30 protein-coding genes and 2 tRNA genes are annotated in these 26,512 nt (G+C 68.9%); 18 read left to right on the top strand and 14 right to left on the bottom strand.

What is annotated here, in order from left to right; translation table 11 throughout:
- Nucleotides 1–2: 2 nt before the first annotated feature.
- The 7 genes from gltX to FVP77_RS07930 all read left to right on the top strand — a co-directional run bounded on the left by gltX (nt 3) and on the right by FVP77_RS07930 (nt 7,139).
- Nucleotides 3–1,517 (top strand): glutamate--tRNA ligase, encoded by a 1,515-nt coding sequence (gene gltX / locus FVP77_RS07960; RefSeq protein ID WP_147893988.1) that lies wholly within the window; start codon nt 3–5, stop codon nt 1,515–1,517.
- A 70-nt stretch (nt 1,518–1,587) separates the two neighbouring features.
- A tRNA-Gln gene (locus FVP77_RS07955) sits at nt 1,588–1,659 on the top strand.
- A 178-nt stretch (nt 1,660–1,837) separates the two neighbouring features.
- Nucleotides 1,838–2,938 (top strand): fatty acid desaturase family protein, encoded by a 1,101-nt coding sequence (locus FVP77_RS07950; protein WP_147893987.1) that lies wholly within the window; start codon nt 1,838–1,840, stop codon nt 2,936–2,938.
- A gap of 87 nt (nt 2,939–3,025) precedes the next feature.
- The gene (locus FVP77_RS07945; protein ID WP_147893986.1) at nt 3,026–3,808 is read left to right on the top strand and encodes a DeoR/GlpR family DNA-binding transcription regulator; all 783 of its coding nucleotides are present in this window, start codon (nt 3,026–3,028) and stop codon (nt 3,806–3,808) included.
- Complete coding sequence (locus FVP77_RS07940) at nt 3,805–4,761, top strand: 1-phosphofructokinase family hexose kinase (protein WP_147893985.1); 957 nt, start codon at nt 3,805–3,807, stop codon at nt 4,759–4,761. The genes FVP77_RS07945 and FVP77_RS07940 overlap by 4 nt, the downstream gene beginning before the upstream one ends.
- Nucleotides 4,762–4,788: 27 nt before the next feature.
- Nucleotides 4,789–6,840, top strand: a complete 2,052-nt coding sequence (locus FVP77_RS07935) for a PTS fructose transporter subunit IIABC (RefSeq protein ID WP_147893984.1) — start codon at nt 4,789–4,791, stop codon at nt 6,838–6,840.
- A gap of 29 nt (nt 6,841–6,869) precedes the next feature.
- The gene (locus FVP77_RS07930; protein ID WP_116646326.1) at nt 6,870–7,139 is read left to right on the top strand and encodes an HPr family phosphocarrier protein; all 270 of its coding nucleotides are present in this window, start codon (nt 6,870–6,872) and stop codon (nt 7,137–7,139) included.
- Nucleotides 7,140–7,198: 59 nt separating this feature from the next.
- Here FVP77_RS07930 and FVP77_RS07925 read toward each other — a convergent pair whose 3' ends face one another.
- Both FVP77_RS07925 and FVP77_RS07920 read right to left on the bottom strand, forming a co-directional pair.
- The gene (locus FVP77_RS07925) at nt 7,199–7,855 is read right to left on the bottom strand and encodes a class F sortase (RefSeq protein WP_246134014.1); all 657 of its coding nucleotides are present in this window, start codon (nt 7,853–7,855) and stop codon (nt 7,199–7,201) included.
- Nucleotides 7,852–8,562, bottom strand: a complete 711-nt coding sequence (locus FVP77_RS07920) for a CHRD domain-containing protein (RefSeq protein WP_147893983.1) — start codon at nt 8,560–8,562, stop codon at nt 7,852–7,854. Before FVP77_RS07920 ends, FVP77_RS07925 begins: the two co-directional genes overlap by 4 nt.
- 186 nt (nt 8,563–8,748) lie before the next feature.
- Here FVP77_RS07920 and FVP77_RS07915 point away from each other — a divergent pair, with 186 nt between their 5' ends.
- Both FVP77_RS07915 and FVP77_RS07910 read left to right on the top strand, forming a co-directional pair.
- Nucleotides 8,749–9,297, top strand: a complete 549-nt coding sequence (locus FVP77_RS07915) for an RNA polymerase sigma factor (protein WP_246134013.1) — start codon at nt 8,749–8,751, stop codon at nt 9,295–9,297.
- Nucleotides 9,284–9,967 (top strand): anti-sigma factor family protein, encoded by a 684-nt coding sequence (locus FVP77_RS07910; RefSeq protein WP_147893982.1) that lies wholly within the window; start codon nt 9,284–9,286, stop codon nt 9,965–9,967. Before FVP77_RS07915 ends, FVP77_RS07910 begins: the two co-directional genes overlap by 14 nt.
- A gap of 166 nt (nt 9,968–10,133) precedes the next feature.
- Here the strand turns inward: FVP77_RS07910 and FVP77_RS07905 are convergent, their stop codons facing one another.
- Nucleotides 10,134–10,772: an MBL fold metallo-hydrolase gene (locus tag FVP77_RS07905; RefSeq protein ID WP_147893981.1), complete on the bottom strand. Its 639-nt coding sequence runs from the start codon at nt 10,770–10,772 to the stop codon at nt 10,134–10,136.
- A 107-nt stretch (nt 10,773–10,879) separates the two neighbouring features.
- On the opposite strand from FVP77_RS07905, the gene FVP77_RS07900 reads away from it, so the two are divergent.
- Nucleotides 10,880–10,952 (top strand) — tRNA-Glu (locus FVP77_RS07900).
- A gap of 109 nt (nt 10,953–11,061) precedes the next feature.
- On the opposite strand, the gene FVP77_RS07895 is transcribed toward FVP77_RS07900, so the two are convergent.
- The 6 genes from FVP77_RS07895 to FVP77_RS07870 form a co-directional block, all read right to left on the bottom strand.
- Nucleotides 11,062–11,250, bottom strand: a complete 189-nt coding sequence (locus tag FVP77_RS07895) for a hypothetical protein (protein ID WP_147893980.1) — start codon at nt 11,248–11,250, stop codon at nt 11,062–11,064.
- A 31-nt stretch (nt 11,251–11,281) separates the two neighbouring features.
- Nucleotides 11,282–11,443: a hypothetical protein gene (locus FVP77_RS07890; protein ID WP_187266852.1), complete on the bottom strand. Its 162-nt coding sequence runs from the start codon at nt 11,441–11,443 to the stop codon at nt 11,282–11,284.
- A 91-nt stretch (nt 11,444–11,534) separates the two neighbouring features.
- Nucleotides 11,535–12,011: a DUF1990 family protein gene (locus tag FVP77_RS07885; protein WP_147893978.1), complete on the bottom strand. Its 477-nt coding sequence runs from the start codon at nt 12,009–12,011 to the stop codon at nt 11,535–11,537.
- Nucleotides 12,004–12,309 (bottom strand): SRPBCC family protein, encoded by a 306-nt coding sequence (locus FVP77_RS07880; RefSeq protein WP_342779738.1) that lies wholly within the window; start codon nt 12,307–12,309, stop codon nt 12,004–12,006. The genes FVP77_RS07885 and FVP77_RS07880 overlap by 8 nt, the downstream gene beginning before the upstream one ends.
- 155 nt (nt 12,310–12,464) lie before the next feature.
- The gene (locus tag FVP77_RS07875; protein ID WP_147893976.1) at nt 12,465–12,887 is read right to left on the bottom strand and encodes a RidA family protein; all 423 of its coding nucleotides are present in this window, start codon (nt 12,885–12,887) and stop codon (nt 12,465–12,467) included.
- Between the two features lie 25 nt (nt 12,888–12,912).
- On the bottom strand, nt 12,913–13,170 hold the full coding sequence (locus FVP77_RS07870; RefSeq protein ID WP_246134012.1) for a hypothetical protein: 258 nt from the start codon (nt 13,168–13,170) through the stop codon (nt 12,913–12,915).
- Nucleotides 13,171–13,309: 139 nt separating this feature from the next.
- Here FVP77_RS07870 and FVP77_RS07865 point away from each other — a divergent pair, with 139 nt between their 5' ends.
- Nucleotides 13,310–13,702 (top strand): glucose-6-phosphate dehydrogenase, encoded by a 393-nt coding sequence (locus tag FVP77_RS07865; protein ID WP_147893975.1) that lies wholly within the window; start codon nt 13,310–13,312, stop codon nt 13,700–13,702.
- Nucleotides 13,703–13,727: 25 nt separating this feature from the next.
- On the opposite strand, the gene FVP77_RS07860 is transcribed toward FVP77_RS07865, so the two are convergent.
- The gene (locus tag FVP77_RS07860) at nt 13,728–14,843 is read right to left on the bottom strand and encodes a DUF4349 domain-containing protein (RefSeq protein WP_147893974.1); all 1,116 of its coding nucleotides are present in this window, start codon (nt 14,841–14,843) and stop codon (nt 13,728–13,730) included.
- Nucleotides 14,840–15,394: an RNA polymerase sigma factor gene (locus FVP77_RS07855; RefSeq protein WP_147893973.1), complete on the bottom strand. Its 555-nt coding sequence runs from the start codon at nt 15,392–15,394 to the stop codon at nt 14,840–14,842. The genes FVP77_RS07860 and FVP77_RS07855 overlap by 4 nt, the downstream gene beginning before the upstream one ends.
- Before the next feature lie 160 nt (nt 15,395–15,554).
- Here FVP77_RS07855 and FVP77_RS07850 point away from each other — a divergent pair, with 160 nt between their 5' ends.
- Complete coding sequence (locus tag FVP77_RS07850; RefSeq protein WP_147893972.1) at nt 15,555–16,637, top strand: TerC family protein; 1,083 nt, start codon at nt 15,555–15,557, stop codon at nt 16,635–16,637.
- A 17-nt stretch (nt 16,638–16,654) separates the two neighbouring features.
- Here the strand turns inward: FVP77_RS07850 and FVP77_RS07845 are convergent, their stop codons facing one another.
- From FVP77_RS07845 to FVP77_RS07835, 3 genes are all read right to left on the bottom strand, one after another.
- Complete coding sequence (locus FVP77_RS07845; RefSeq protein ID WP_147893971.1) at nt 16,655–17,968, bottom strand: LLM class flavin-dependent oxidoreductase; 1,314 nt, start codon at nt 17,966–17,968, stop codon at nt 16,655–16,657.
- Entirely contained in the window at nt 17,965–19,275 is a 1,311-nt protein-coding gene (locus FVP77_RS07840; protein ID WP_147893970.1) for an O-acetylhomoserine aminocarboxypropyltransferase/cysteine synthase family protein, read from the bottom strand. Before FVP77_RS07840 ends, FVP77_RS07845 begins: the two co-directional genes overlap by 4 nt.
- A gap of 136 nt (nt 19,276–19,411) precedes the next feature.
- Nucleotides 19,412–19,675, bottom strand: a complete 264-nt coding sequence (locus FVP77_RS07835) for a GlsB/YeaQ/YmgE family stress response membrane protein (protein ID WP_121149225.1) — start codon at nt 19,673–19,675, stop codon at nt 19,412–19,414.
- A gap of 352 nt (nt 19,676–20,027) precedes the next feature.
- Here FVP77_RS07835 and leuC point away from each other — a divergent pair, with 352 nt between their 5' ends.
- The 6 genes from leuC (at nt 20,028) to FVP77_RS07805 (ending at nt 26,425) form a co-directional block, all read left to right on the top strand.
- The gene (gene leuC / locus FVP77_RS07830; RefSeq protein ID WP_147893969.1) at nt 20,028–21,521 is read left to right on the top strand and encodes a 3-isopropylmalate dehydratase large subunit; all 1,494 of its coding nucleotides are present in this window, start codon (nt 20,028–20,030) and stop codon (nt 21,519–21,521) included.
- Nucleotide 21,522: 1 nt separating this feature from the next.
- Nucleotides 21,523–22,119, top strand: coding sequence for a 3-isopropylmalate dehydratase small subunit (gene leuD / locus FVP77_RS07825; RefSeq protein WP_147893968.1), 597 nt, complete (start codon nt 21,523–21,525; stop codon nt 22,117–22,119).
- Between the two features lie 63 nt (nt 22,120–22,182).
- A complete protein-coding gene (gene murA, locus FVP77_RS07820) occupies nt 22,183–23,547 on the top strand; it encodes a UDP-N-acetylglucosamine 1-carboxyvinyltransferase (protein WP_147893967.1) in 1,365 nt (454 codons plus the stop codon).
- A 2-nt stretch (nt 23,548–23,549) separates the two neighbouring features.
- The gene (locus FVP77_RS07815; RefSeq protein WP_187266851.1) at nt 23,550–24,314 is read left to right on the top strand and encodes a lysophospholipid acyltransferase family protein; all 765 of its coding nucleotides are present in this window, start codon (nt 23,550–23,552) and stop codon (nt 24,312–24,314) included.
- On the top strand, nt 24,304–25,434 hold the full coding sequence (locus FVP77_RS07810; protein WP_147893966.1) for an NAD(P)H-dependent glycerol-3-phosphate dehydrogenase: 1,131 nt from the start codon (nt 24,304–24,306) through the stop codon (nt 25,432–25,434). Before FVP77_RS07815 ends, FVP77_RS07810 begins: the two co-directional genes overlap by 11 nt.
- A complete protein-coding gene (locus tag FVP77_RS07805; RefSeq protein ID WP_147893965.1) occupies nt 25,340–26,425 on the top strand; it encodes a D-alanine--D-alanine ligase family protein in 1,086 nt (361 codons plus the stop codon). The genes FVP77_RS07810 and FVP77_RS07805 overlap by 95 nt, the downstream gene beginning before the upstream one ends.
- Nucleotides 26,426–26,512: the final 87 nt, after the last annotated feature.

The following is a 26,512-nucleotide window of genomic DNA, read 5'->3' as shown; positions in this document are numbered from 1 at the left end:
CGATGTCTACACCCGATCCCCGCACCACGACCGCCACGGGAGCCGACGTCCGCGTCCGCTTCTGCCCGAGCCCCACCGGCCTGCCGCACGTCGGCCTCGTCCGCACGGCTCTGTTCAACTGGGCGTACGCCCGGCACCACGGCGGCAAGCTCATCTTCCGCATCGAAGACACCGACGCCGCGCGCGACAGCGAGGAGAGCTACGCGCAGCTCCTCGACGCGCTCCGCTGGCTGCGGATCGACTGGGACGAGGGCGTCGAGGTCGGCGGCCCGCACGCTCCTTATCGGCAGTCGCAGCGCCACGACATCTACCGTGACGTGCTGGCGAAGCTCGTCGAAGCCGGCGTCGTGTACGAGAGCTACTCGACGGCCGAGGAGATCGACGAGCGCAACGCCGCCAACGGGCGCGCCAAGCAGCTCGGCTACGACAACTACGACCGCACGCTCAGCGACGAGCAGAAGGCCGCGTTCCGCGCGGAGGGACGCGAGCCCGCCTGGCGGCTGCGGGTGCCCGACGAAGACCTCACCTACGTCGACCTGATCCGCGGCGAGGTGACCTTCCCCGCCGGATCGTTCCCCGACTTCGTGATCGTCCGCGCCGGGGGAGTGCCGCTCTACACCTTCGTGAACCCCGTCGACGATGCCCTCATGGGGATCACGCACGTCATCCGCGGCGAGGATCTGATGCCGTCGACCGCCCGCCAGTTGTCGCTGTACAGGGCTCTCCTCGAGGCGGGCGTCACCGACTTCATGCCGCGCTTCGGCCATATGCCGCTCGTTCTGGGCGAGGAGGGAAACAAGAAGCTCTCCAAGCGCGACCCGAAGGCAGACCTCTTCCTCCAGCGTGAGAAGGGGTTCATCCACGAAGGGCTTCTGAACTACCTGGCTCTCCTCGGATGGTCCATCGCTCCGGATCGTGACGTCTTCTCGCTCGACGAGCTCGTCGCGGCCTTCGACATCGCCGACGTCAACCCGAACCCGGCCCGGTTCGACCAGAAGAAGGCCGAGTCCATCAACGGCGACCACATCCGCATGCTGGATGCTTCGGACTTCGCCGAGAGGATCGTGCCCTACCTCGCCCAGGCGGGTGTGATCGATGCGATCCCGACTCCCGAGGAGACCGCGAAGATCGCGGCGTCCGCTCCTCTGGTTCAGGAGCGCGTGCAGATGCTCGGTGAAGTGCCGGGCATGCTCGGGTTCCTCTTCACCGACGAGATCTCCTACCAGGAGGACGCACTCAAGGGTCTGCCCGCGAACGCCGGTGACGTGCTTGTGGCGTGCGTCGGTGCGCTCGAGCTCGTTCCGGCGGAGGAGTTCACCGCCGCGGGGGTGCAGGAGGCCCTGTCGCACGCGCTGGTGGACGAACTCGGGCTGAAACCGCGGGTGGCCTACGGTCCTCCGCGCGTCGCGCTGACGGGGCGCCGGATCTCGCCTCCGCTCTTCGAGTCGATGGAGCTGCTCGGCAAGGCCGAGTCGATCCGGCGTCTCGGCGCACTGGTGGATCACCTGGCGCAGTAGCGTCTCGGTTTGGCGCGACCGCCGCCGTCGGCTAGAGTTGATCCTCGGCACGGCTTAGGTCGCAGCCTGGTGGGGTATGGTGTAATTGGCAACACGGCGGTTTCTGGTACCGTTGTTCTTGGTTCGAGTCCAGGTACCCCAGCTTTATGAAAATCCCCGCTCAGGCGGGGTTTTTTCGTTCGTGGAGGGCGTGCGCGCCGCCAATCCTGTGAGGCGCCCAGGCTGTGGGCGTACCGTTCCCTCATGAACACCTCGGATATCTCCCCGGAGAGGCTGCGCCCGACGCGCTTCACGGCCGCCTGACGCCCACGGGATCCCTCATGACCGGCATACGAACGGTCAGTCCCTCCCCGCTCCGCGACCGCGCGGGCCGAGGAACCAGCGAGTTCACCGAACTCGCACAGCGGGTCCGTGAGAGCGGGCTCCTCCGACGCCGCTACGGCTATTACTGGACGAAGCTCGTGCTCGCACCGGTGATCCTCGCCGGGTTCATCGTGGCGTTCTTCTTCATCGGCGACACGTGGTGGCAGCTGTTCACCGCGGCCGGCTTCGCCATCCTCTTCACGCAGATCGCCTTCCTCGGTCACGATGCCGCGCACCGTCAGATCTTCGTCTCCGGCAAGTGGAACGATTGGATCTGCCTCATCCTCGGCGACCTGTTCGTCGGCATGAGCTACGGCTGGTGGCAGCACAAGCACACGCGGCACCACGCGAATCCGAACAAGATCGACGCCGACCCCGACATCGACCTTCCGGTCATCGCTGTGACGGCGGAGAAGGCGGCGATTCCGAGGGGGCCGATCGTGCGCTGGCTCCGCTCGCATCAGGGGGTCTTCTTCTTCCCGATCCTGCTGCTGGAGGGTGTCTCGTTGCATGCGTCGGGGGTGCGTCGAGTCACGACCCGCGAACACCTCGCCCGTCGCTGGGTCGAGATCGCCTTCCTCGTCGTGCGGCTCGGGGGCTTCGCTGCGATCGTCTTCCTCGTCCTCTCCCCCGGGATCGCCGCCGTCTTCCTCGTCGTCCAGCTCGGACTGTTCGGCTTCTACATGGGTGTGTCGTTCGCGCCGAACCATAAGGGGATGCCGATCGTGCCGCGCACCGTGACCCTCGACTTCCTTCGGCGCCAGGTGCTGATGAGTCGCAACGTCCGTGGCGGAAGGTTCGTCGACGTGCTGCTCGGGGGTCTCAACTACCAGATCGAGCACCACCTGTTCCCGTCCATGCCGCGGCCCCATCTGCGCAAGGCCGCGCCGTTGATCGCGGCGTATTGCGCGGAGAAGGGAGTGCCGTACACGAGCGTCGGGCTCTTCGCCTCCTACGCCATCGTCACGCGTTACATCAACCGCGTGGGGCTGGGGGAGCGGGATGCCTTCGCGTGCCCGCTCGTGCAGCAACGCGCGGCGATCGGAGTTCAGGACTGAGCTCGGCCGTCGTCGCCTTCGTCACCTGAGTGTGGCTTTACCTGCGTATCTGTTGTACTGTGTGGGAATTCCATCGGGAGGACCACGATGTACGCAATGGAGCGACAAGAGCTCGTCGAGCGACTGCTGCGTGAAGAAGGCCGCGTCGGCGTGGTGGATCTGTCTGCTCGCTTCGGTGTGACGACCGAGACGATCCGTCGCGACCTCGCGCTCCTCGAAGAGGCGGGTACCCTTCGTCGCGTCCACGGCGGCGCCGTCGCGACCGATCGCGGGAGCACCGTCGAGACCCCGGTCTCGGAACGTGCGCTGCGCAAGGGCGATGCGAAGCAAGCCATCGGCCGGCGGGCGGCCGCGCTGCTCGACGCCGGATTCCGCGGATCGGTCTACCTCGACGCAGGAACGACCGTCGCTGCCGTCGCGTCCGCGCTCCCGATCCATCTCGCGAACTCCCGCGGCGGTGCCGAGATCGTCACGCACTCGATGACGATCGCGCACGATCTCGCGGGGTCCGACCTCGGACTCACCGTCATCGGCGGGCGCATCCGCGGTCTGACGGCCGCCGCGGTCGGTGCGGAGACGGTCAACGCGATCTCGCACCTGCGACCCGACGTCGCCTTCGTCGGTACGAACGGCCTCAGCGAGGGCTTCGGACTGAGCACCCCCGATCCCGATGAAGCGGCCGTGAAGGCCGCCATCATCGCGGCGGCGCGGCGAGTGGTCGTCGTGACCGACGCGGAGAAGTTCGGAGCAGAGCTCCTCGTCCGGTTCGGCGGGCTCACCGACATCGACGATCTCGTCTCCGATGCGGCTCCCGACAGTCGACTCGCGAACGCCCTCGGCGACGCCGGTGCGGAGGTGTGGGTCGCATGATCGTCACTCTCACCGCGAACCCGTCGATCGATCGTGCCGTCACGCTGGCGGCACCGCTCGAAGTCGGGGAGGTGCAGTCCGCGAACGACGCACGGGAGGACGCCGGGGGCAAAGGCGTCAACGTCGCGCGGGTCATCGCGGCCGCCGGCCGCGCCACGCTCGCCGTCGTCCCCGTCGGCGACCACGATCCCTACAGCGAGCTGCTCGCGACCACCGGCATCCCCGTCCGAGCGGTCGCCTCTGCGGGGCGCGTGCGTGCGAACCTGACGGTCACCGACCCGGCCGGCACGACGACCAAGATCAATCTGCCGGGGCCGGTGATGGATGCTGCCGGCGCCGCCGAGCTCACGTCGGCGGTCGTCGAGGCCTGCGCCGACGCCGACTGGCTCGTGCTGGCCGGATCGGTTCCTCCCGGTGCGGGCGCGACGTTCTACACCGACGTCATCCGCGCCGTGCGCGAGGCATGGGGCGATCGCGCCCCGCGCATCGCCGTGGACGCCTCCGGAGCCGCGCTCGAGGCCGTCGTCCGCGACGGGCGTCCCGACCTGATCAAACCGAACGACGAAGAGCTCGCCGCGCTCGTCCGCGAAGACCCCTCGGACGACGTCGATCTCGTCGCGGAGGCCGTGCGGCGGGCGCGCACGGTCGTCCCCTCGAACGTCGGTGCGGCCCTCGTCACCCTCGGCGGTGCGGGAGCCCTCCTGGTCACCGGCGACGATGTGCTGCGCGCCGTCGCTCCGAAGATCACGGTGGCCAGCACCGTCGGTGCGGGCGACAGCTCGCTGGCGGGGTACCTCCTCGCCGATGTCGCCGGCGGGGCGCCCGCCGAGCGACTCGCCAACGCGGTCGCGTACGGTGCCGCCGCCGCGATGCTGCCCGGAACCCAGGCGCCCACCCCCGCAGACCTGCCTCCCGGCAGCGTCCGGGTCGTCCCTCTCCTCCCCACAACCTGATCCACCCCTGACCACGGAGGTCATGACATGTCCCGCATCATCACACCTGAGCTCGTCAGCCTCGACGAGCCGCTGGGCGACGGCAAAGCCGACGTCATCCGGGCCCTCGCCGAACGGGTCGTCGCGAACGGCCGGGCGCGTGACGCCGACGAGCTCTTCGCCGACGCCTGGGCGCGCGAGGAGAAGGACGAGACCGGTCTCCCCGGCGGCATCGGCATTCCCCACGCGCGCAGCGCGTCGGTGACCGAGCCCACGCTCGCCTTCGCGCGGCTGAAGCCCGGGGTCGACTTCGGCGCCCCCGACGGCCCGGCCGACATCGTGTTCCTCATCGCCGCCCCCGCGGGGGCCGACGAGGCGCACCTCGCCGTGCTGTCGCAGCTGGCTCGGAGCCTCATGAACCCCGACTTCATGGCGGGCCTGCGGTCGGCGTCCACGCCCGAGGAAGCCGTCGGTATCGTGAGCGCCGCGATCGAGCCCGCGCCCGCCCCGGCGGTCGAGCCCGCACCGGCGGCGACCCGCGCGGAAGCGCGCACGCAGACGTCGTCGACGGGATCCACGCCGGCCCGGATCGTCGCGGTGACCGCGTGCGCCACGGGCATCGCGCACACCTTCATGGCGGCCGACGCTCTGACGGCGGCGGGCAAGGAGGAGGGCGTCGACCTGATCGTCGAGCCGCAGGGTTCCAGCGGCTACAAGGCCCTCCCGCAGAGCGTCATCGACAACGCCGATGCGGTCATCTTCGCCACGGACGTCGACGTGCGCGAACCGCAGCGTTTCGCCGGTAAGCCGGTCGTGCGCTCCGGAGTGAAGCGAGGCATCGAGCAGCCCAAGCAGCTCATCGCCGAAGCGATCGCCGCGTCGAAGAACCCGAACGCCGCGCGCGTGACGGGCGAGGCGACGACCTCCGCAGCCGATACCGCCCCGGTGTCGTGGGGTGCGCGCATCCAGCGCATCCTGCTCACCGGTGTGAGCTACATGATCCCGTTCGTCGCGGGCGGCGGTCTGCTCATCGCGCTCGGCTTCCTGCTCGGCGGCTTCGAGGTCACCACGAACGCCGCGACGGTCATCACCCAGAACTCGTTGTGGGACCTGCCGACGACCGACATCACCTCGCCGCTCGGACCCCTCGGGCAGTACCTCGGCTCGGTGGCGTTCATGATCGGTGCGACGTCGATGGGCTTCCTCGTCTCCGCCCTCGCCGGTTACATCGCGTTCGCGATCGCCGACCGCCCGGGTATCGCCCCCGGATTCGTCGCGGGTGCGGTCGCCGTGCTGATGAACGCCGGTTTCATCGGCGGCATCATCGGCGGTCTGCTCGCCGGTTTCATCGCCTGGTGGCTCGGCCGCCTGAATGCGCCTCGCTTCCTGCGGGGGCTCATGCCCGTCGTGATCATCCCGCTCCTCGGATCGATCTTCGCCTCGGGACTCATGGTGCTCTTCCTCGGTCGCCCGATCGCCGCGCTCATGACCGTGCTGACCGACTGGCTCACCTCGATGTCGCAGAGCGGCGTCGGCGCCGTGCTCCTCGGAGTCATCCTCGGGCTCATGATGTGCTTCGACCTCGGCGGACCGGTCAACAAGGTCGCCTACGCCTTCGCGACGGCCGGACTCGCCGCCGCCACGGTGGACAACACCGCCCCGTACCTGATCATGGCGGCTGTCATGTCGGCAGGTATGGTGCCCCCGCTCGCCATGGCTCTCGCCTCCACGGTTCTCGCGCGCAAGGAGTTCACCCCTGTCGAGCGCGAGAACGGCGTTGCGGCGTGGCTGCTCGGTGCGTCGTTCATCAGCGAGGGTGCGATCCCGTTCGCCGCCGCAGATCCGCTGCGCGTCATCCCCGCCTCGATGGTGGGCGGCGCTGTCACGGGCGCGCTCAGCATGGCCTTCTCGGTGCAGTCGTACGCCCCCCATGGCGGGCTCTTCGTGTTCTTCGCGATCAACCCGATCTGGGGCTTCCTCATCTCGATCGTCGCGGGCACGGTGGTGTCGGCTCTGATCGTGGTGGCGCTGAAGAAGTGGGTCGGCCGCAAGGAGCTGAAGGACGCCGAAGCGCCGGAACTCGCCGCCGTTCCGGCATGATCGATATACACCCATCGGAAGGAACCACCATGGCAGAACGTCAGGCCACCATCGCCAGCAGCTCCGGACTGCACGCGCGACCCGCGAAGCTCTTCGTGCAGGCGGTCCAGGAGAAGAAGATCCCCGTGACGATCGCCGTCGCCGGTGGCGCCGACCTGAACGCCGGCAGCATCCTGTCGCTCATGGGCCTCGGCGCTGCCAAGGGAACCGTGGTGACGCTCAAGGCCGAGGGCGAAGGCGCCGACCAGGCGCTCGACGAGCTGGTGACCCTGCTCGAGACCGACCTCGACGCCCAGTAGGACGAATCGATCGGATGCTGCGGACCCGCGAGGGCCCGCAGCATCCGTCGTTTCCGGGGTCAGGCGGCGCGCTCGGCGTAGACCACGCGGTTGTCGACATAGGAGGCCGCCGCCGTGTCGAAGACCCCTCCGCACGTGATGAGTCGGAGTTCGTCGTCGGCGACCGCGCCGAAGACACGGCTGGTGGGGAACGCCGCCTTCGGGTAGTCGGCCACCTCGGTGACGACGTAGGAGAAGACCGTTCCCCCCGTATCGGCGACCTCCACGATGTCGCCGGGCACCAGCTCCTCGAGGCGGAGGAAGACGGCCGGGCCGGTGGGGGAGTCGACGTGGGCGGCGATCACCGTGGGGCCTCGGCCTCCGGGGCGGCCCCCGCCGGTGAACCAGCCCACGTCGTCGAAGTCCTCCGGCACCTCCATGTCGCCCTCGGCGGTGATGCCGAGGTCGATCAGGGGCTCGTCGAGCTCGATCGCGGGAATGCGCACGCTCGCGGGCGCGAGCGCCTCGACGGTCTCGGGGGACGGCGGCGCCTCAGACACCTCAGGTGCGCCCGTGGGCTCGGCGATGGTCGGCTGCGACGGAGTGGATTCTGCGCGAGGCGCAGACGAGCAGCCGCTGAGCACGAGAGCGGTCGCGAGAGCTGCGGCGCACAAGGGGCCGAGCGCCGCCGTGCGGACACGGCGGCGCTCGGTGATCCGGGAAGGGGCCGTGATCACGCGCTCGCGTGAAGACGACGCCGCGAGGTGACGCCCAGGGCCGCGAGGAGCCCCACCACGCCGGCACCGGCGAGCGTCAGACCGAGAGCGTCGACACTCGACGTCGCGGTACCGCCGGCACCGGTGCTGACTCCGCCGACCGGCACGGCCGACAGCTGTCCGCGGACGACGCCCGCGGCGAAGTCCACCGTGTGCGAGTCGCCGGTGAATCCGGCGGGGTTCGCCTCGATCTCGGCGAGCGTGAAGCCCTCGCCGCTGTCGACGCCGTCGGTGACGATGCCCGTGGTGAAGGGGCCCTGCAGGCAGCCGGAGCTCGTGCGGGGGCCGTCGCCGACCGGCGCGGGGTTGGGGAAGGCGATGCGCGGCGGGCCGGGCTTGCCGACCGCGGCCTCGTGGATGTGCGTCGCCGTCTTGGCGGGGCTCTGGTAGTCGCCCGACACGCCATTGAGGGTGATGTCGTAGCAGATGATCTCTTCATCGCTGTTGATGCGGAACGTGAACGAACCGGTCGCGCCCTCCTGGCCCGGAGTGACGACGCCGTCGTTGTTGATGACCTGGTCGGGAGTGGCCATCACGGTGAAAGCGCTCGTGAACGACGAGGGCTCGGCCACCTCGGTCTCGGCGTGCGCCGGCGATCCGAGGGCCACGAGGCCGACGGCGGCGACGGCACCGAGCGCGATCGTGCGGGGGAGTGTGTTGTTCGACATGTCTCGACCTTTCGACGCGGACGCGGGATGCCTCCGTTGGAGGGGGATACGTGGCGGACGGCGCGTGCGTTCACGTCGGACGGACATTTCTTTCCTCCCGGATGAACGCGGCGGCGCAGGTCGCGGTATCACTCGCAGGACCTCGGCCAGAGGTGCGGTCGTCTAGCCTGTGAGGAGCGTGAGCCCGTGGCGGCAGTCGTCGAGATGCGCGCGGGGGGCGTGATGGAGCAGCCGATCGACTTCGATACGTCGCGGGCGTTCGACGACCACGGATCGGTGCTCCTCGGCTTCGCCGTCAACGCGTTGCGCGACCGCGCCCTCGCGGAGGATTGCGTGCAGGAGACCTTCCTCCGCGCGTGGCGATCGCGAGACCGGTTCGACCCCCGGCGAGCGAGCGAGCGCACCTGGCTGTTCGCGATCGCGAGGAACGTCGTGACCGACGCTCTCCGGGCACGCGCGCGCCTCGGGCGAATAGGGTCGGATGCCCTGCTCGAGCAGCAACCGTCGTCCGACCGTGATCCGCTCGAGCGCCTCCGCATCGTCGAGGGGCTCTCCCGGCTGACCGAGGCCCACCGTGAGGTGGTCGTCGCGGTGCACCTCGACGGGCGTTCGTATCAAGAGCTCGCGGATGCGACGGGGACGCCCGTCGCGACTCTGCGCACACGCGCCTTCCACGCGCTCCGGGCCCTCCGCGGCCACCTCGAAGGATCGGAGGAACCCGATGCACAGTCCTGATGACCGCGCCGCCGAGTTGATCGCTGCGGCCGTGGCCGGCGAGTTGTCGCCCGACGAGAAGCGCGAGCTCGATGCACTCCGTGCGCAGCATCCGTGGATCGACGGCGAGATCGCCGAGCTTCGGCGGCTGACCGCCGACTTCGACGGGATGACGTGGCAGGAGGTCGCGCCGGATGATGCGCTTCGCGACCGGGTCGCGGCGATCCCTGACGCCGTTCCCATCGACCTCGCTCCCGTCCGGGAGTCGCGCCGGACGCGGTGGATCCTGCCCGCCGTCGGGGCCGCCTGCCTCGCGGTCGGGCTCGCCGTCGGCGTGGCACTTCCGCCTGCGGGCTCAGCGCCGACCGGGCCACCCGGAACCCTCGGCGCGCTCGAGACCATCGATGTGCGCGACGAGCCGTCGGGAGCGGCCATCGATGCCGACCTGGTCGCGCACACATGGGGCACCGAGGCCATCCTCGATGCCACCGGGCTCGATGTCGGGGTGACCTACGCCGTCGTGCTCTTGGGGTCGGACGGCACCGAGTTCTCGGCGGGTGCGATGCTGGGCTCGGATGTGCCGATCCACTGCAGCGTCAACGCGGCGGTGCTGCGGGAGGACGTGGTGCGTCTCGAAATCCGTGACTCCCGCACCGGGGTGGTGGCATCGGCGGACCTTCCCGAGGTCTGACGGGCACCGTGGGGACATGTACCGCCGCCCGATCCACCCGAACTCAGGACGAATGTCATCAGCCGACCTCGCGCGTCTCGGAACCACGCGGCTGCGCGGGCGGCGGTAGAAATCCATCCTGAGCTGGTGTCGGGCGATCACGCCCAGAGGCGTCGGCGCCGCAGCGTCAGAGGTCGGTCGAGTCGCCGGGATCGAGCGAGACGAACTCCCCGCCGTTCTCCTCGACCGCCCACGTGAGACGCGCACGGTGCATGTCGCGGCCGATCTGCGACACGGTCATGTCGTGGGTGCCGAACGCACGGCGGGGTTTGACCGCGAGCACGAAGTCCATGGCGTCGCCGACCTTGAGCCACGGAGCCCCGAGCGGTGCGGCGAGGAGGGCGATGTCATGCCCCTTCGGCAGGGCATAGGAGTCGCCCGGGTAGTAGAAGTCCCCATTGACGAGAACCCCGACGTTGTCGACGGTGGGGATCGAGGAGTGGATGACCTCGTGGGTTCCGCCGAAGAACTCGAGTGAGAACGGATCGAGGGCCACGGTGTCGCCGGGATGCACGACCGTGATGTCGAAGCCCGCAGCGGCCTTCGCAACTCCTTCGGGCGCGTAGACGGGCACTCCGGGCACGGCTCTGAGGATGCGGTCGAGGTGATCGGCCGTCCAATGATCGGGGTGCTCGTGGGTGATGACGACACCGACGACGTTCTGCAGGTCGTCGAGCGGACTGGTGAAGGCGCCGGGATCGATCAGGAGGGCCTTGCCCGCGACCTCGAGTCGGAGGGCGGCATGTTCGTACTTCGTCACTCGCATGGTGCGAGTCAACTCGCCCGCACCTCCGACGGCAACCTCCGGAGGCGGCCTCGGCTCGATTTGGCCGAGTCGTCGTCGCCGTGGCATAATTGAACGGTTGTCGCAACGGCCCCATCGTATAGCGGCCTAGTACGCCGCCCTCTCACGGCGGTAACGCGGGTTCGAATCCCGCTGGGGTCACAACACGAAAATGCCCGTCCGAGTGGACGGGCATTTTTCGTTTGGCGACGTAGCTGGATGAGACGCCGCACCGCGGGTCGGGACCACCGCCCGAGGCTCCGCGCGCCGTTCAGTCGGTGGGCTCCTCCGCGCTCGCTGTCGACTGGCCGTCCGCATCGTCGACCGACTCGGCGTCGTCGGTCTCGGTGACCACGCTCTCCGCAGAGTCGGCTTTCACCTCGTCGGTGAGTGCATCGGTCGGCGGGCCGTCGTCTGCGTGCGCGTCGTCTGCATCGCGTCGAGGGGTCGTCTCGCTCATCGTGTCCGCTCTCCTGTCCTGTCAGGACGCGTCACGCGTCGGGCTCCGTGGCGAGCCGGTCGGCGTCGGCGCTGTCGATCAGATCGTCGTTCGCGTCTGCGTCGAGCACCTCGTCGCCATCGACCTCTTTCGTCGCATTCGACTCGGCGTCGCCAGGGCCGGGCACGATCGGGGGAAGGGAGTTGGTCGTCATCGTTGTCTCCTCTGTCGGGGTTCACGAACCTACGCCGCGTCTGCCGCTACCCGCGCGGGGGTTGACGAGCGTCCCGATCGGCTCCGCCGCGTCAGGACAGTGCGCGAAGGTATCGACGACGAGCGATCCGTTGCGCCACGCGCAGGATCGGATGCACCGCACGCCAGCCCGCCACGTCGGAGCGCGCGGTGAGGGATCGCACGGTGATGCTGACCACGCCGTCGTCGTCGCGATCCACGATGAACGCCTCCTCACCGCGCACGGGGTGCCCGGGGAGGGTGCGGTACGCGAAGCCGACGCGGTCCCGCTCCATCACCACGTGAACGACCTCGACCGGCTCGACCACGCTGATACCCAGGAGACGAACGCGGATGAGAGGCCGATCTCCGACGGAGACCGGCGCCGGACCCACCACGGCGAAGCCGCTCCGCGTCTTGACGCGCCAATGCAGAAGATCCGCCGACGCGCGTATCCAGACGTCGTCGCCTCTCCCGACGACGGACGACACCTCCGAGCGACGGAAAGCCGTGTCGACGGCGGGCCACACGACCGAGGACGGATCAGTCACGGCCGGCGCGCGCGTCGAGAGCGTCGAGCAAGAACTGGTTGCGCTTCTCGATCAACCGTCGTAGATACGGCACGAGAACCGGCCGTTCGAGGACGAACCCCAGAACGGGGGAGGCCAGGGTGATTCTGTCTTCCATCACCGTGCCGCCTTCCGGGCCGTCACGGAAAGTATGCTCGTGTCGGAACCTGCGAAACGGTCCGTCGGTCTGCTCATCGACGAAGCGTCGCGGCCTTTCGAGCACGGTGATCTTCGTCGTGAGGCGGAACCAGATCCCGAAGTGACGAGCGCGCCAGGTCACCGATTCGCCGAGTCCGATCCGTCCGTGCGCGGTGCCTGCGACGACGGTCTCTCCCGATCGCCGCATGGAACCCACGTGAGCGTCGATACCCAGCGAGAGATCGAACAATGATTCTGCGGGGTGCTGCGTCGTCGTCTCGATCGAGAACGAACGGGTCACGACGGCGCTTCCGCGTCGAGAACTGCGGCGACCGATTCGATCTCGACGAGCTGGTCGGCGTACCCGAGCACGGTGACTCCGAGCAGCGTGCTCGGCACGTCGTGCTCTCCGAAGGCGTCGCGCACGACCTCCCATGCCGCGATCAGATCGCTCTGGCGTGTGGAGGCGACCAGGACGCGGGTGCTGATCACGTCGTTCATCGTGGCGCCGGAGGCCTCCAACGCGAGCTTCATCGTCTCGACGCACGCCTCGGCCTGCGCGGCGACATCACCGCGTCCGACGGTCGCGCCCTCGGCGTCGAGCGGGCACGCTCCGGCGAGGAAGATCAGCCGTGCGTCCTTCGGGGCCGTGGCCGCGTACGCGTACTCGGCGACGTTCGAGAGGGCGGAGGATCTGATCAGCTGAACGGCGCGAGGCATGCACCGATCCTCCCATGGGGGGTCTTCAGGACTTCCAGGGCAGGTTCAGATCGTCGGGGTCGACCTCGATCTCACCGACGTCGTCGGGGCCTCCCGTACCCGGGGCGACCTCGACCTGGTCGGGATCGATGTCGGAGTCGACGTTGTCCGAGAGCGTCTCGCCCTGCTTCTGCTGGGTCTCGGTGTCGCTTCCCGGGCTGTACGTGCGGTCCTTGCGCACTGATTCGGGATCGGTGAGGCCCGGGGTCTCGGTGGTCGGACGCGTCTCGTTGTCGGAGTTCATGGGTGCGACGCTACGAGCGTCCTCCCCGCCTGGGCCCCGGGTTGACAGGTCTGCCGCCCGCCCCGGTGCTGGTCGACTAGCCTCGGTAGGAGAGACCCGCGTTCACCCGCACGCGCATCTCGCAACGAAGGGACACCCCATGAGAGTGGTCTCGTCAGCCGACTGGCGTGACGGCATCCCGTTCGAGACGCCGATGATCGTCGCGGACGTCGCCCCGGGCGAGCCGACCCGATGCTTCACGTGCGGCTCAGCGGCCGAACCGAAGCCGCGCACCGAGCTCTGGGTCGTGAAGCACCGCCATCCGAACGATCACGGGGGTTTCGTCCGCTTCTACTGCGCCGACCACCGTCCGGTCTTCGCGGCTCCCGTGACCGAGACGGTGGGCCGTTCGCGGCCCGCACCGAATCGCGAACGTCGAGCGCCCGCCGCCCGTCGGGAGCCGGTCGTCGAGAAGCAGCGCGAGACCTGTCCGAACTGCTTCGTCGAGGTCACAGCGACCGGCGAGTGCGGTATGTGCGGGTGGGCCGCCTGAGCTCACGCCGGATCCGGCGCGAAGGTCACTCGTTCGTCCTGTCCTGAGCAGCGCCCTTGCGTGCGCGTGCGCCGCGCACGAGCTTCACGACACCCCAGACCAGGATCGCCGCCACACCGACGACCACGATCCACGGCAGCAGGAATCCGATCGCCACCACGATGCCGTTGAGGGTGGCGACGAGTCCGTTCCACCCTGCGGCGATGCCGTCGCCGAAGCCGGCGGGATCGGCCGTGACTGTCGGCGTGACCGGGGTCAACTGCACCGTCAGCGTCGACAGCGACACCTGGTTCTCCAGAGACTCCAGCTGCTGGCGATCGGAGTCCAGCGTCGCCTGACGATCCGCGAGCGCCGACTCGGCGGCGATGAGATCGGCAACCGACTGGGCTTGGCCGATGAGTTCCGTGAGGCGCGCGACCGAGGCCTCGGATGCGGCGACACGCGCCCGCAGATCGATCGCCTGGTCGGTGACGTCCTGCCGCCCGATGCTCGACGAGGTGACCTCGCCGAGGGCGTCGAGCGCCGCTACGGCGTCCGTCAGCTGATCCGACGGCACGCGAACGCTGATCCAGCCGCCGTCGACGGGGGAGGGGTACGGCGCGACCATCGTGTCGGAGGCGCCCCCGGACGACTCGCGCGCGCTCGTGGCGGAGTCGATGCTCGCCGTCTCGACGTAGCCTCCCCGTGCCTCCGCATCATCACCGATGGCGCGGGCGGCGTTCGCCACGTCGTCGACGACGATGCTCGCCGAGGCGGTCGTCGCGATCTCCCGCGCGCCGTCTGCGGCGGCCGAGCCCGACTCCGCTGCGTCAACGGCCGAACCGTCGAGCGAGACCGATCCCTCCTCGATGGTGCCCGGGACGCTGCGTCCGGGGACGACGGCCGGGGCATCGGCGGCGCTCGACCCCGCGCTGCTCGTCCCGGTGGTGCCCACCGAGATGTAGGGCGCGATCACCGCTGCGACGACCACCACGGCCGCCGCAGCCGCTGCGCCCGCCCACCATCGGCGTCGAACCGTCCGCCGGTCCGACTGCATCTTCCGCTCGCGACCGATGCGCGCGAAGACGAGCTTCTCCATGGCCTCGACCCGCTCGTCGGGGAGATCGGGCAGGGCGAATTCGGTGGGGGGAGTGGTGTTCATGAGCTCTCCGTCTCGGTCACGGCGCCGCGCACCCGGGTGCGGATGCGGGAGAGACGATTGCGGACCACTCCGTGCGCGACCCCGAGATGGTCGGCGGCAGCTTGGTAGCCGTAGCCCTCTTCGGTGCACAACCGGAAGATCTCGCGGTCGAGGGGGCTCAGCGCCGTCACTTCTCGCAGGATCGCTTCGACGGTCGCCGAGTCGATCACCTGCTTCTCGACATCGACTGTGTCGGGGATGCCGTCGTGCACCTCCGTCGTGCGCGCCCGATCGCGGGTGCGCGACCGCAGCCGGTTCGATGCCTGCAGGCGACAGATGGTCGCGAGCCACGGAAGAGCCGACGACCCTTCGAGGTGAAAGGTCGGAAGCTTCCGCCACGCGACGACGAACGTCTCCTGGGTGACGTCCTCGGCGTCGGTCGCGTTGCCGAGCAGCCGATGCGCGATCCAGTAGACCGGACGCGCGTGGGTGCGGTACAGCGTCCGGAACGCCAACTCCGACCCGCCGGCGGCGCGCGCCATGAGCGTGGCATCGTCGATCGAGTCGATCATCAGCATCCCGTCCCCGAAGCATCCGTGAGCCTTCGGTGCATTGTCTCTCACCTACAGGTGTCGCCTCGGGCGGGATCGTCTCAGACCATTTCGCCACGGCGGTAGACTCGCCCGGCAAGACTTTCGGCCTCCGTCACACCCCCCGCTTCGAAAGGCCGTCATGGACCTGGAACTTCCGCTCGCTTTCGAGATCGGCTCGCTCGTCGTGCTGACGCTGATCCTCGTCGCGGACCTGCTGATCATCCTGAAACGCCCGCACATCCCGTCCACGCGCGAGTCCACCCTCTGGGTGGTGTTCTACGTCACTCTCGCGCTCATCTTCGCGGGCATCATGTGGATCGTCGCGGGTGGCGAGTTCGCCGGACAGTTCGTCGCCGGCTGGTTGACGGAATACAGTCTCTCGATCGACAACCTGTTCGTCTTCGTGCTGATCATGTCGCAGTTCTCCGTACCGCGTCGGTACCAGCAGGAGGTGCTGATGGTCGGCATCATCATCGCGCTCCTGCTGCGCGGCGCGTTCATCCTCGTCGGCTCGACCGTCATCGAGAACTTCAGCCCGATCTTCTACGTCTTCGGCGCCTTCCTCGTGTACACGGCGATCCGCCAGGCCTTCCCCGGCGACGACGCGCACGACGACGAGGCCAAGCGCGAGAACTTCATCGTGCGCCTCATCCGACGCACCGTGAACATCAGCGACGACTACGACGGCGCCAAGGTGCGCACCGTCGTGGACGGCAAGAAGATGTTCACGCCGATGATCATCGTGTTCGTCGCGATCGGCGTGACCGATCTGCTGTTCGCCATCGACTCGATCCCCGCCATCTTCGGCATCACGACGAGCCCGTTCATCGTCTTCACCGCGAACATCTTCGCCCTGATGGGGTTGCGCCAGCTCTACTTCCTGCTCGGCGATCTGCTCGACAGGCTCCGGTACCTGCACTACGGGATCGCCTTCATCCTGGCCTTCATCGGCGTGAAGCTCGTGCTGCACGCGATGCACGTGAACGAACTGCCGTTCATCAACGGCGGAGAGCACATCGAGTGGGCGCCGGAGATCTCCACGTGGGTCTCGCTCGCCGTGATCGTGCTGTCGATGGCCGTCGCCACGATCGCCAGCTTGATCGCCTCCTCGCGTGAGAAGGCGCAGGAGACGCCGGTCGATGCCGCCGCCGCGGTCGCCGACGAGAAGGGCACGCCCGCCACGGTGGAGCAGCCCCCGGCGCCCGGCGACACCCCGCGCTGACCCCGGCGGGTGTCGCGCTAGAACGCGGCGAGGTTCGACGCGAGACCGCCGCCGGTGTACTCGGAGCGGAGGATCCCGCGGCGTCGAAGGATCGGGACGAGCTCGTCGAGCATGCGGTGCACCGTGACGGGGTGCAGGTCGCCCCAGAGGAGCACACCGTCGTTGCCCCACGTGCCGAGCTCCTCGATGCGGTCGGCGAGCTCAGCGGCCGTGCCGACGAATCCCGACCCGTCCGACAGGCGCCCCAGCCGTGCGTGCGCGGCCAGCACCTGACGGAGGGGAGCGGACGCATCGTGCCCACCGATCAGGCGACGGATGCTGCCCTGCGAGACGTGGTCGCCGAAGATCCCGACGTCGAGAGGCTTGTCGAGGTCCAAAGCGGTGAGATCGGTCTCGAGATCGCTCGACTGGCGCTGAGCGATGAGGGTGAGAGCGGCCTCATCGGGATGAGCGGATGCCGCGACCAGCCGGTCGGCCTCCTCCGGCGAGGAGACGATCACGGGCTGGATCGCGAAGAGCACCTTGATGTCGTCAGGGCTCCGGCCGGCGGCACGCGCGGCATCGTGGATGCGACCGCGGTAGGCCGTGATGCTGGCCTCGTCGAGAGGAGCCAGCGCGAGCTGCACGTCGGAGTTTGCTCCGGCGAAGCCCAGACCGCGGCCGGAGCCGCCGGGGGAGACGATCGAGGGTTCGCCGTCGGTGAAGGGCACGGCGTTGAGCGGTCCGTCGAAACCGAAGTGCTCTCCACGGTGCCGCACGGTGCGCAGCCGCGTGCCGTCTGCGTACCGACCGGTCGCGGTGTCCTCGAGGAGAGCGCCGTCGTCCCAGCTGCGCCAGAGATCGCGGATGCCGGCGAGCCACTCCTCGGCGCGGTCGTAGGCGGCGTCGTGGCCGAGCTGGGCAGCGGTGCCGAAATGACGTGCGCTACCGGTGTCGGTGACGACGTTCAGACCGAGGCGGTGACCGCTGAGGTGCTGCAGCGTCGCGAACTGGCGGGCTGCCGTATACGGCAGGTAGGCCGCCGGGTTCACCGTCGGCGCGATACCGAGATGCCGAGTGGCGGCGAACAGGTACGGCGCGAGCAGCAGGGGGTCGAGCTTGGGTCCGCCGAAGGCGTGACGGACGCGGAGGTCGATCGTGTCGGCGCTTCCGAGCGACGGAGCGTCCTCGATGATGACGAGATCGAATCCGGCCTGCTCGAGTGCGCGCGCCGACTCCTGGTAGAGGTCGGGGTTCGTCCACCGGTAGTTCCAGTCGAGGTAGGGATGGCCCCACCCGTGCGGGCCGAAGCCCCGCGCGAGGAACCATCCGAAGTGCTGCAGCTTCGTCACAGCACGACCACCTCGCGCTGCGGCGTCGAGGCCGGCAGGCTGTCGAATGCCCGCCCCAGGTCGCGCAGCAGGTCGTCGACGTCCTCGATCCCGATTGAGACGCGGAGCGTGCCGGGGAAGACGCCGGCCTCCTCGCGCTCGGCCTCCGTGCGCCCCGCGTGACTCGTGCTGGCCGGGTGCAGGATCAGCGATCGCACGTCGCCGAGATGCGTCATGTGCGTGATGATCTCGACGGACTCGGCGATGTGGCTGGCCGCCGCCTTGCCGCCGGCGAGGGTGAAGGTGAACACCGATCCGCTGCCGCGGGGCAGGTAGCGCTCGGCGAGCGCGTGATGCGGATGCGACGGCAGACCGACGTAGTCCACTCCGACGACCTCCGGTCGGGCGGCGAGCCATTCCGCCACGGCGAGGGCGTTCGCGCTCTGGCGCTCGACGCGCAGGCTGAGGGTCTCGATGCCCTGCCCGATGAAGAAGGCATTGAGCGGCGAGGGCGTGGGACCGAGGCGCGGCACGACGCTCTCGCGGATGTACTGCCCGCGCGCGCGCCGGCCGTACTTCTCGGCGTAGCTCGGGCCGCCGAGCCGGTCTGCCGTGGTCAGGTGGGGGTAGAGGTGACCGGACTTCGCCGCGTCGAACCGACCGTCGTCGACGATCACACCGCCGAGGACCGACCCCTGACCGGCGAGGAACTTGCTCGCCGAGTGGACGACGACGGCCGCTCCGTGCTCGATCGGACGGAGGAGGTACGGGGTGGTGAAGGTGCTGTCGACGATCAGCGGGATTCCCCGCTCATCGCCGATGCCCGACACCGCCGCGACGTCGAGCACATCGTTGCGCGCATTGGAGAGCGATTCGGCGAAGAACGCCTTCGTGTTCGGCCTGATCGCGGCCCGCCACTCGTCGATCGAGGTCGCGTCGACGAAGGTCGTCTCGATGCCGAGACGCTCGAGGTTGTGGATGATCGCGCCGCGCGTGCCTTCGTAGATCTGCGTCGCGGCGACGAGGTGATCTCCGGAGCTCAGCAGGGACAGCAGAGCGCAGACGACGGCGGCCTGCCCGCTGGCGACGAGGATGGCCTGGTCGCCGCCCTCGAGCGATGCCAGGCGGCGCTCCACGGCGTCGACCGTGGGGTTGCCGGTGCGCGAGTAGCCGAAGCCGGCCCCCGTGCCGAAGTGGTCGGCGGAGTGCTCGACGTCGGTGAATCGGAAACCGGCGGTCAGATAGATGGGGAGAGCGCGAGGCTCCGCCGATACCGTCTCGTCTGCGATGTGCACCTGGCGCGTGGTGAATCCGGTCGACTCGGTCATGCGTCGCTCTCCTGCCTGGTCATCGGAACAGGCTGACACGTGCCATGCCTCCCCGCGAAAGTCTGGGGCGTCTTGTTACGGGAAACCACGAAGGAGCCGCCCCCGAGGGGGCGACTCCTTCGTGCGGACCGGGTGGTCAGGCCTTGCGGCGTCCCACGATGAGGCCGTAGATCAGCAGAACGATGATCGAACCGCCGATAGCCAGCAGCCAGCTGCTGATCTCGAAGAAGCTGTCGACACCGACACCGAAGATGGCGCTGCCGATCCATCCGCCGAGGAGCGCGCCCACGACGCCGAGGAGCAGCGTGACGAGCCAGCCGCCACCCTGCTTGCCGGGGAGGATCAGTTTGGCGATGGCGCCGGCGATGAGGCCGAGGAGGAGGAATCCGAGGAAGCCCATGGCGAGATGTCCTTTCACTGAATACGAGCGACGCGGCTTCCGGGTGAGAAGCTGCGTTGACCGGCGCTGGTGGCGGTCACCTGCGGACACCGGTCGTGTCTTCGTACGCGTGCCTCACTGTAGAAGCGGTGGGAGTTTCGCGAGGAGACCTTGACACATCGTCCGTGTCGTGCCTACTGAGAATCGAAGGGGGTCGATTCCGCGGGCGGTCGTCGGGCGGTGGTATCCTGGCGCCGTGCGGATCGCTCGTCTCCTTCTTAGCGGCCGCGGCGAGACCTCGTTCATCTAGGCCTCTCTCGTCGCGGAGTTCATCGCGGGCCGAAATCCCCACCCGAGGAGAACGACAGAGTTCATGAGCACAGCATCCTTCGACGACATCGTCGTGCCCGATCGTCCGCGCACCCTGGCCGAGAAGGTCTGGGACGACCACTTGGTGGTCAAAGGCGAGAACGGCGAGCCCGATCTCATCTACATCGACCTCCACCTGGTGCACGAGGTGACCAGCCCGCAGGCCTTCGACGGCCTGCGCACGGAAGGCCGACCGGTCCGCCGTCTCGATCTGACGATCGCGACCGAGGACCACAACACCCCGACGCTCGACATCGACAAGCCGATCGCCGACCTGACGAGTCGCACCCAGATCGAGACCCTGCGGCGCAACGCCGCCGAGTTCGGCGTGCGCATCCACTCGCTCGGCGACGCCGAGCAGGGGATCGTCCACGTCGTCGGCCCGCAGCTCGGACTGACCATGCCGGGCGTGACGGTCGTCTGCGGCGACTCTCACACGTCGACCCACGGTGCGTTCGGCGCGATGGCCTTCGGCATCGGCACGAGCGAGGTCGAGCACGTGCTCGCGACGCAGACGCTGCCGCTGAAGCCGTTCAAGACGATGGCCATCACGGTGGAGGGCGAACTCAAGCCCGGAGTCACCGCGAAAGACATCATCCTCGCGGTCATCGCCAAGATCGGCACGAACGGCGGACAGGGCTACGTGCTCGAGTTCCGCGGCAGCGCGATCCGCGCCCTCTCGATGGAGGGGCGCATGACGATGTGCAACATGTCGATCGAGGCGGGTGCCCGCGCCGGAATGGTCGCGCCCGACGACATCACGTTCGAGTACGTGCGCGGGCGTGACCACGCGCCCACGGGGCAGGACTGGGACGACGCGGTGGCCTACTGGCGCACGCTGCCGAGCGACGAGGGCGCGGTCTACGACGCCGAGGTGTTCCTCGACGCCAACGAGCTCGAGCCCTTCGTGACCTGGGGCACGAACCCCGGCCAGGGGGTCTCGCTCAGCGATGTCGTGCCGACCCCGTCGCAGTACACCGACGCGAACGAACGAGCAGCGGCAGAGCGCGCGATCGAGTACATGGACCTGACGCCGGGCATGCCGCTCAAGGAGGTCGCGGTCGACGCGGTCTTCATGGGCTCCTGCACCAACAGCCGCATCGAAGATCTCCGCGCTTTCGCATCGGTGATCGAGGGCCGGACGAAGGCCGACGGCGTTCGGGTCATGGTTGTTCCCGGCTCCGCCCGCGTCCGTCTCGAAGCCGAGGCCGAGGGGCTCGACAAGATCTTCATCGACTTCGGGGCCGAGTGGCGGTTCGCCGGTTGCTCGATGTGCCTGGGCATGAACCCCGATCAGCTCGCACCCGGTGAGCGTTGCGCATCCACATCGAACCGCAACTTCGAAGGGCGCCAGGGCAAGGGCGGGCGGACGCACCTCGTCTCGCCGCTGGTCGCGGCGGCGACAGCCGTGCGCGGGACGCTGTCCAGCCCGAGCGATCTCGCTCCGCTCTCCGGCGAGTCGACTACGCAGAACCAGGGAACGGAGGTGGAGGTCTGACATGGATGCTTTCACCACGCACACGGGAATCGTCGCGCCGCTGAAGCGATCGGCCGTCGACACCGACCAGATCATCCCCGCCGTCTACCTGAAGCGCGTCACCAAGACCGGCTTCGAAGACGCCCTGTTCTCGAGCTGGCGCCAGGATCCGGAGTTCGTCCTCAACCAGCCCGCCTTCGCCGGCGCGTCGATCCTCGTCGCCGGCCCCGATTTCGGCACCGGGTCGAGCCGCGAGCACGCGGTCTGGGCCTTGCGCGACTACGGCTTCCAGGTCGTGCTGAGTTCGCGTTTCGCCGACATCTTCCGTGGCAACTCCGGCAAGCAGGGCCTCGTCGCCGGCGTCGTGACCGAAGAAGACATCGAGCGCATCTGGGCCGCCGTCGATGCTCAGCCGGGCATCGAGATGACCGTGGATCTGCGTGAGCGGCGCGCGAGCATCGGCGACCTCCAGGTCGCCTTCGACATCGACGATTACACTAGGTGGCGGCTTCTCGAAGGGCTCGATGACATCGGGCTCACCCTGCGCAACGAAGACAAGATCGCGCAGTTCGAGGCTCGCCGCGAGGCATGGCGGCCGCGGACACTTCCTGTTCCGTAAGCCAGATCGACCCCACCCGGGCCGGTTCTTCCGCCCCTCGTCGATACAAGTGAGGTCCATCGAATGAGTTCAGTCGTCACGGGCGCTGTCGCGCCGGCATCTTCTTCCGAAGAGGGCGAGACGCTTCGCATCCGCGGCGGCAGGCCGCTCACCGGGCGCGTGGAGGTCAAGGGGGCGAAGAACCTCGCGACGAAGGCCATGGTCGCCGTGCTGCTCGGCAACTCGACGAGCATCCTGCGCGACGTTCCCGACATCAGCGACGTCGGGGTGGTCCGCTCGCTCCTCGAGGTGCACGGAGTCCACGTCACGGACGGCGAGAACCCCGGCGAACTCGTCTTCGATCCGAGCGGGGCCGTGTCGGCGAACTTCGAGCAGATCGACGCGTACGCGGGGGCCTCCCGCATCCCGATCCTGTTCTGCGGACCGCTCCTGCACCTCCTGGGCGAGGCGCTCATCCCCGACCTCGGCGGCTGCCGCATCGGCGATCGCCCGATCAACTTCCACATGGACGCTCTGCGGGCGTTCGGCGCGGTCGTCGACAAGACCTACGAGGGCATCCGCATCACCGCCCCCGACGGCCTCCACGGCGCGCAGATCGAGCTGCCGTACCCGAGCGTCGGCGCGACCGAGCAGGTGCTGCTGACCGCCGTTCGGGCGAGGGGCGTCACCGAGCTTCGCAACGCCGCCATCGAGCCCGAGATCATGGACCTGATCGCCGTGCTGCAGAAGATGGGCGCGATCATCTCCTACGAGCCCAACCGCGTCATCCTCATCGAGGGCGTCGACGAGCTCCGCGGCTACGACCACCGGTGCATCTTCGATCGCAACGAGGCCGCTTCGTGGGCCGCCGCGGCGCTGGCGACCGACGGCGACATCTTCGTCGGTGGCGCCCGCCAGCAGGAGATGCTCACGTTCCTCAACGTCTTCCGCAAGGTCGGCGGCGAGTTCGACGTGCACGAGGACGGCATCCGCTTCTTCCGCGGCGGCGAACTGCGTCCGGTCGTCGTCGAGACCGATGTGCACCCCGGCTTCATGACCGATTGGCAGCAGCCCCTCGTCGTCGCGCTGACCCAGGCGAACGGCGTATCGACCGTCCACGAGACGGTGTACGAGAACAGGCTCGGCTTCACCCGGGCGCTGGTGCAGATGGGCGCCGACATCGTCGTCCACTCGAACGGGATCGCCGATCCCGCGCGCAGGGTCCCGCGACGGGCGCTCGAGCAGGCCGCCGTCATCACCGGTCCCACCCCCCTCCGCGGTGCCGACGTCGTCGTCCCCGACCTGAGGGGCGGCTACAGCTACCTCATCGCGGCTCTCGCGGCCGAGGGGGAGTCGGTGGTGCGCAACGTGGGGATCCTGCGTCGCGGGTACGAGAAGCTCTTCGCCAAGCTCGACACGCTCGGCGCCGACTTCGACGTCATCGGATAGCGATGGCGTCCGGTCGCCGCGCCGCGTCGCGCGAGAAGTCCCGTCCGAGCGTCTTCTGGCCGCTCGCGGCCGTCGTCGTCCCCCTCACCGGCATCTTCGCCAAGATCGAGATCGAGGACGGCGACAAGCTGCCGCGCGAGGGAGCCTTCGTGCTCGCCCCGAACCACTACTCGAACTTCGACCCGCTGATCGTCGCCGTCGTGGTGTGGCGGCTGGGCCGCGCCCCGAGCTTCATGGCGAAAGAGAGCCTCTTCCGCGTGCCCGTCCTGGGTGCGGCACTCCGCGCGACCGGGATGGTGCCGGTCTCGCGCAGCTCGTCGGCGTCCGCCGCCCGCGACACGATCCGCGGCTCGGAGCAGCTCGTCGAGCACGGACGCGGTGTCATCGTCTACCCCGAGGGGACCCTCACGCGCGACCCCGACCTGTGGCCGATGCGGGGGAAGACCGGTGCCGTCCGGCTGTCGATCGCCGGTGACATCCCCCTGGTGCCGATGGCGCACTGGGGTGTGCAGGACATCATGCCGCGCTACGGCAAGATCAGGCTCTGGCCGCTCCGTCGACGAGTGCGCGTGGTGTTCGGCGACCCGATCCTGCCTTCCGAACACGGCGCCGATGTGTCGCGCCCGTCGACGCTCGTCGCGGCCACCGACGTGCTGATGGACCGGATCTCCGGGCTCCTGGCGCGCCTGCGCGGCGCCACCCCGCCCGAGCAGCGCTGGAACCCGTCGGCGCACGGCCAGACCGAGACGGGCCGCCTTGAGTCGTAGATCGGATGCTGCACTCCCGCGCGTCGCCGTCGTCGGAGCCGGGAGCTGGGGCACGACCTTCGGCAAGATCCTCGCGGACGGCGGAGCGCACGTCACCATGTGGGCGCGCCGTGCCGAGATCGCGCAGGAGATCAACGAGGCCAAGCGCAACAGTCAGTACCTGTCGGGCATCAACCTCCCCCGGGAGATGTCGGCGAGCGTCCATCTCGCGGAGGCCGTCGACGGGGCGACGCAGATCTATCTGTCGGTGCCGAGCCAGGCGCTGCGCGAGAATCTGAAGGCGCTCCGGCCGCTCGTCGACGCGACAGACGTGCCGATCGTCTCGCTCATGAAGGGCGTCGAGAAGCGCACCGGCCTGAGGATGAGCGAGGTGATCGCTCAGGAGCTGCAGTGCGACCCGGAGCGCATCGCCGTGGCGTCCGGCCCCAATCTCGCCCTGGAGATCGCGCGCGAGCAGCCCACCGCCGCCGTCATCTCCTCGGTCAGCCGGGAGACCGCCGAGGCGGTCGCGCGGCGCGCCCGGAACCGGTACTTCCGGTCGTTCGTGAACACCGACGTCATCGGCACGGAGTTCGGCGGCGTGCTGAAGAACCTCATCGCGGTCGCGATCGGCATCGTCGACGGGGTCGGGTACGGGGAGAATACGAAGGCCTCGATCATCACGCGCGGGTTGGTCGAGATGACCGATTTCGCCGTCGCGCAGGGCGCTCAGCCCGAGACCCTGCAGGGTCTCGCGGGCCTCGGCGACCTCATCGCGACCTGCCAGTCGCCGCTCAGCCGGAACAACACGGCAGGGCGGCTGCTGGGCCAGGGGTACAGCCTGCAGGACGTGGTGAAGCAGATGGAGCAGACCGCCGAGGGGCTGTCGTCGGTGACGCCCGTGCTCGAACTCGCCCGCAAGGCGGGGGTCGAGATGCCCATCGTGGCCCAGGTGAAGCGCGTGCTGGACGGCACGATGAACCCGCGCGACATCGCGCCACATTTGACGACCGACGACGATACGCCGAAGGGCGAGAGGACGCAGAATGGTTCGGACAGCGGTAGCGGTGCTCTTTGGCGGTCGATCCAGCGAGCACTCGATCAGCTCCGCCACGGCGGGCGGGGTCCTTCGGGCGATTGATCGCGACCGCTACCGGGTGTTCCCCGTAGGTATCACCCGTGACGGCGTCTTCGTTCTCGAGGACGACGACCCCGACAAGTTCGCGCTCGACGCGCACGCTCTGCCGGAGGTCGTCGACAACGGCACCCGCGTCTTCTGGCCGCATGCGGGGGAGCGCACTCTCGTCGTCCGCCGAGCCGACGGCACCGAGGAGGAGCTGGGCGAGATCGACGTCGTGCTGCCGATCCTGCACGGCACGCACGGGGAGGACGGCACCGTTCAGGGCTTCTTCGACACCCTCGGCATCCCGTACGCCGGGGGAGCGGTGCTCGATTCCGCACTCTGCATGGACAAGCACTTCATGAAGATCGTGCTCCGCGATTCGGGCATCGCGGTCTCGCCGTGGATCACGGTGCGGCGGGGAGAGTGGACCGGCGACGTCGCCGCGATCGCCGCGCGCGCGGGCGAGCTCACCTTCCCCTGGTTCGTGAAGCCCGCTCGCGCGGGCTCATCGGTGGGGGTGTCGAAGGTGCACGACCTCGGCGAGCTCGCCGAGGCCCTCGACCTCGCATTCGCGGAGGACGACAAGGTGCTGGTGGAGCAGGGCATCGCCGGGCGCGAGATCGAGGTCGGCGTGCTGGGAGCCCGCGCGGGCGGCGAGCCGCGCGTGTCGCTCCCGGGCGAGATCGTGCTCACGAGCCGCGAGTTCTACGACTTCGAGGGCAAGTACCTCGGCGGCGACGGCGTCGACGTCGTCTGCCCCGCCGCCATGAGCGACGCGGAGACGGCGGCGGTGCAGGATGCTGCGCTGCGCGCCTTCGCGGCCGTGGAGGGTCGCGGACTCGCACGCGTCGACTTCTTCCTCGGTGAGGACGGACCCATCGTCAACGAGCTGAACACGATGCCGGGTTTCACACCGATCTCGATGTTCCCGAAGTGCTGGATCGCGTCGGGCCTGTCGTACGAGGCGCTCATCACCGACCTCATCGAACAGGCACTCGAGCGCGCGTGACGTCGGCCCGCACCGAGACGCGCCATCCGGGTTGAGAAACGCCGCCAGGCGCGCGGTCTCGGCCGATCGGAGTGCGGCGGTGAGCCG

The sequence above is a fragment of the Microbacterium hatanonis genome, assembly GCF_008017415.1.
In the GTDB taxonomy this organism is placed as follows: domain Bacteria; phylum Actinomycetota; class Actinomycetes; order Actinomycetales; family Microbacteriaceae; genus Microbacterium; species Microbacterium hatanonis.
This window is presented reverse-complemented; position numbering and strand designations above follow the sequence as displayed.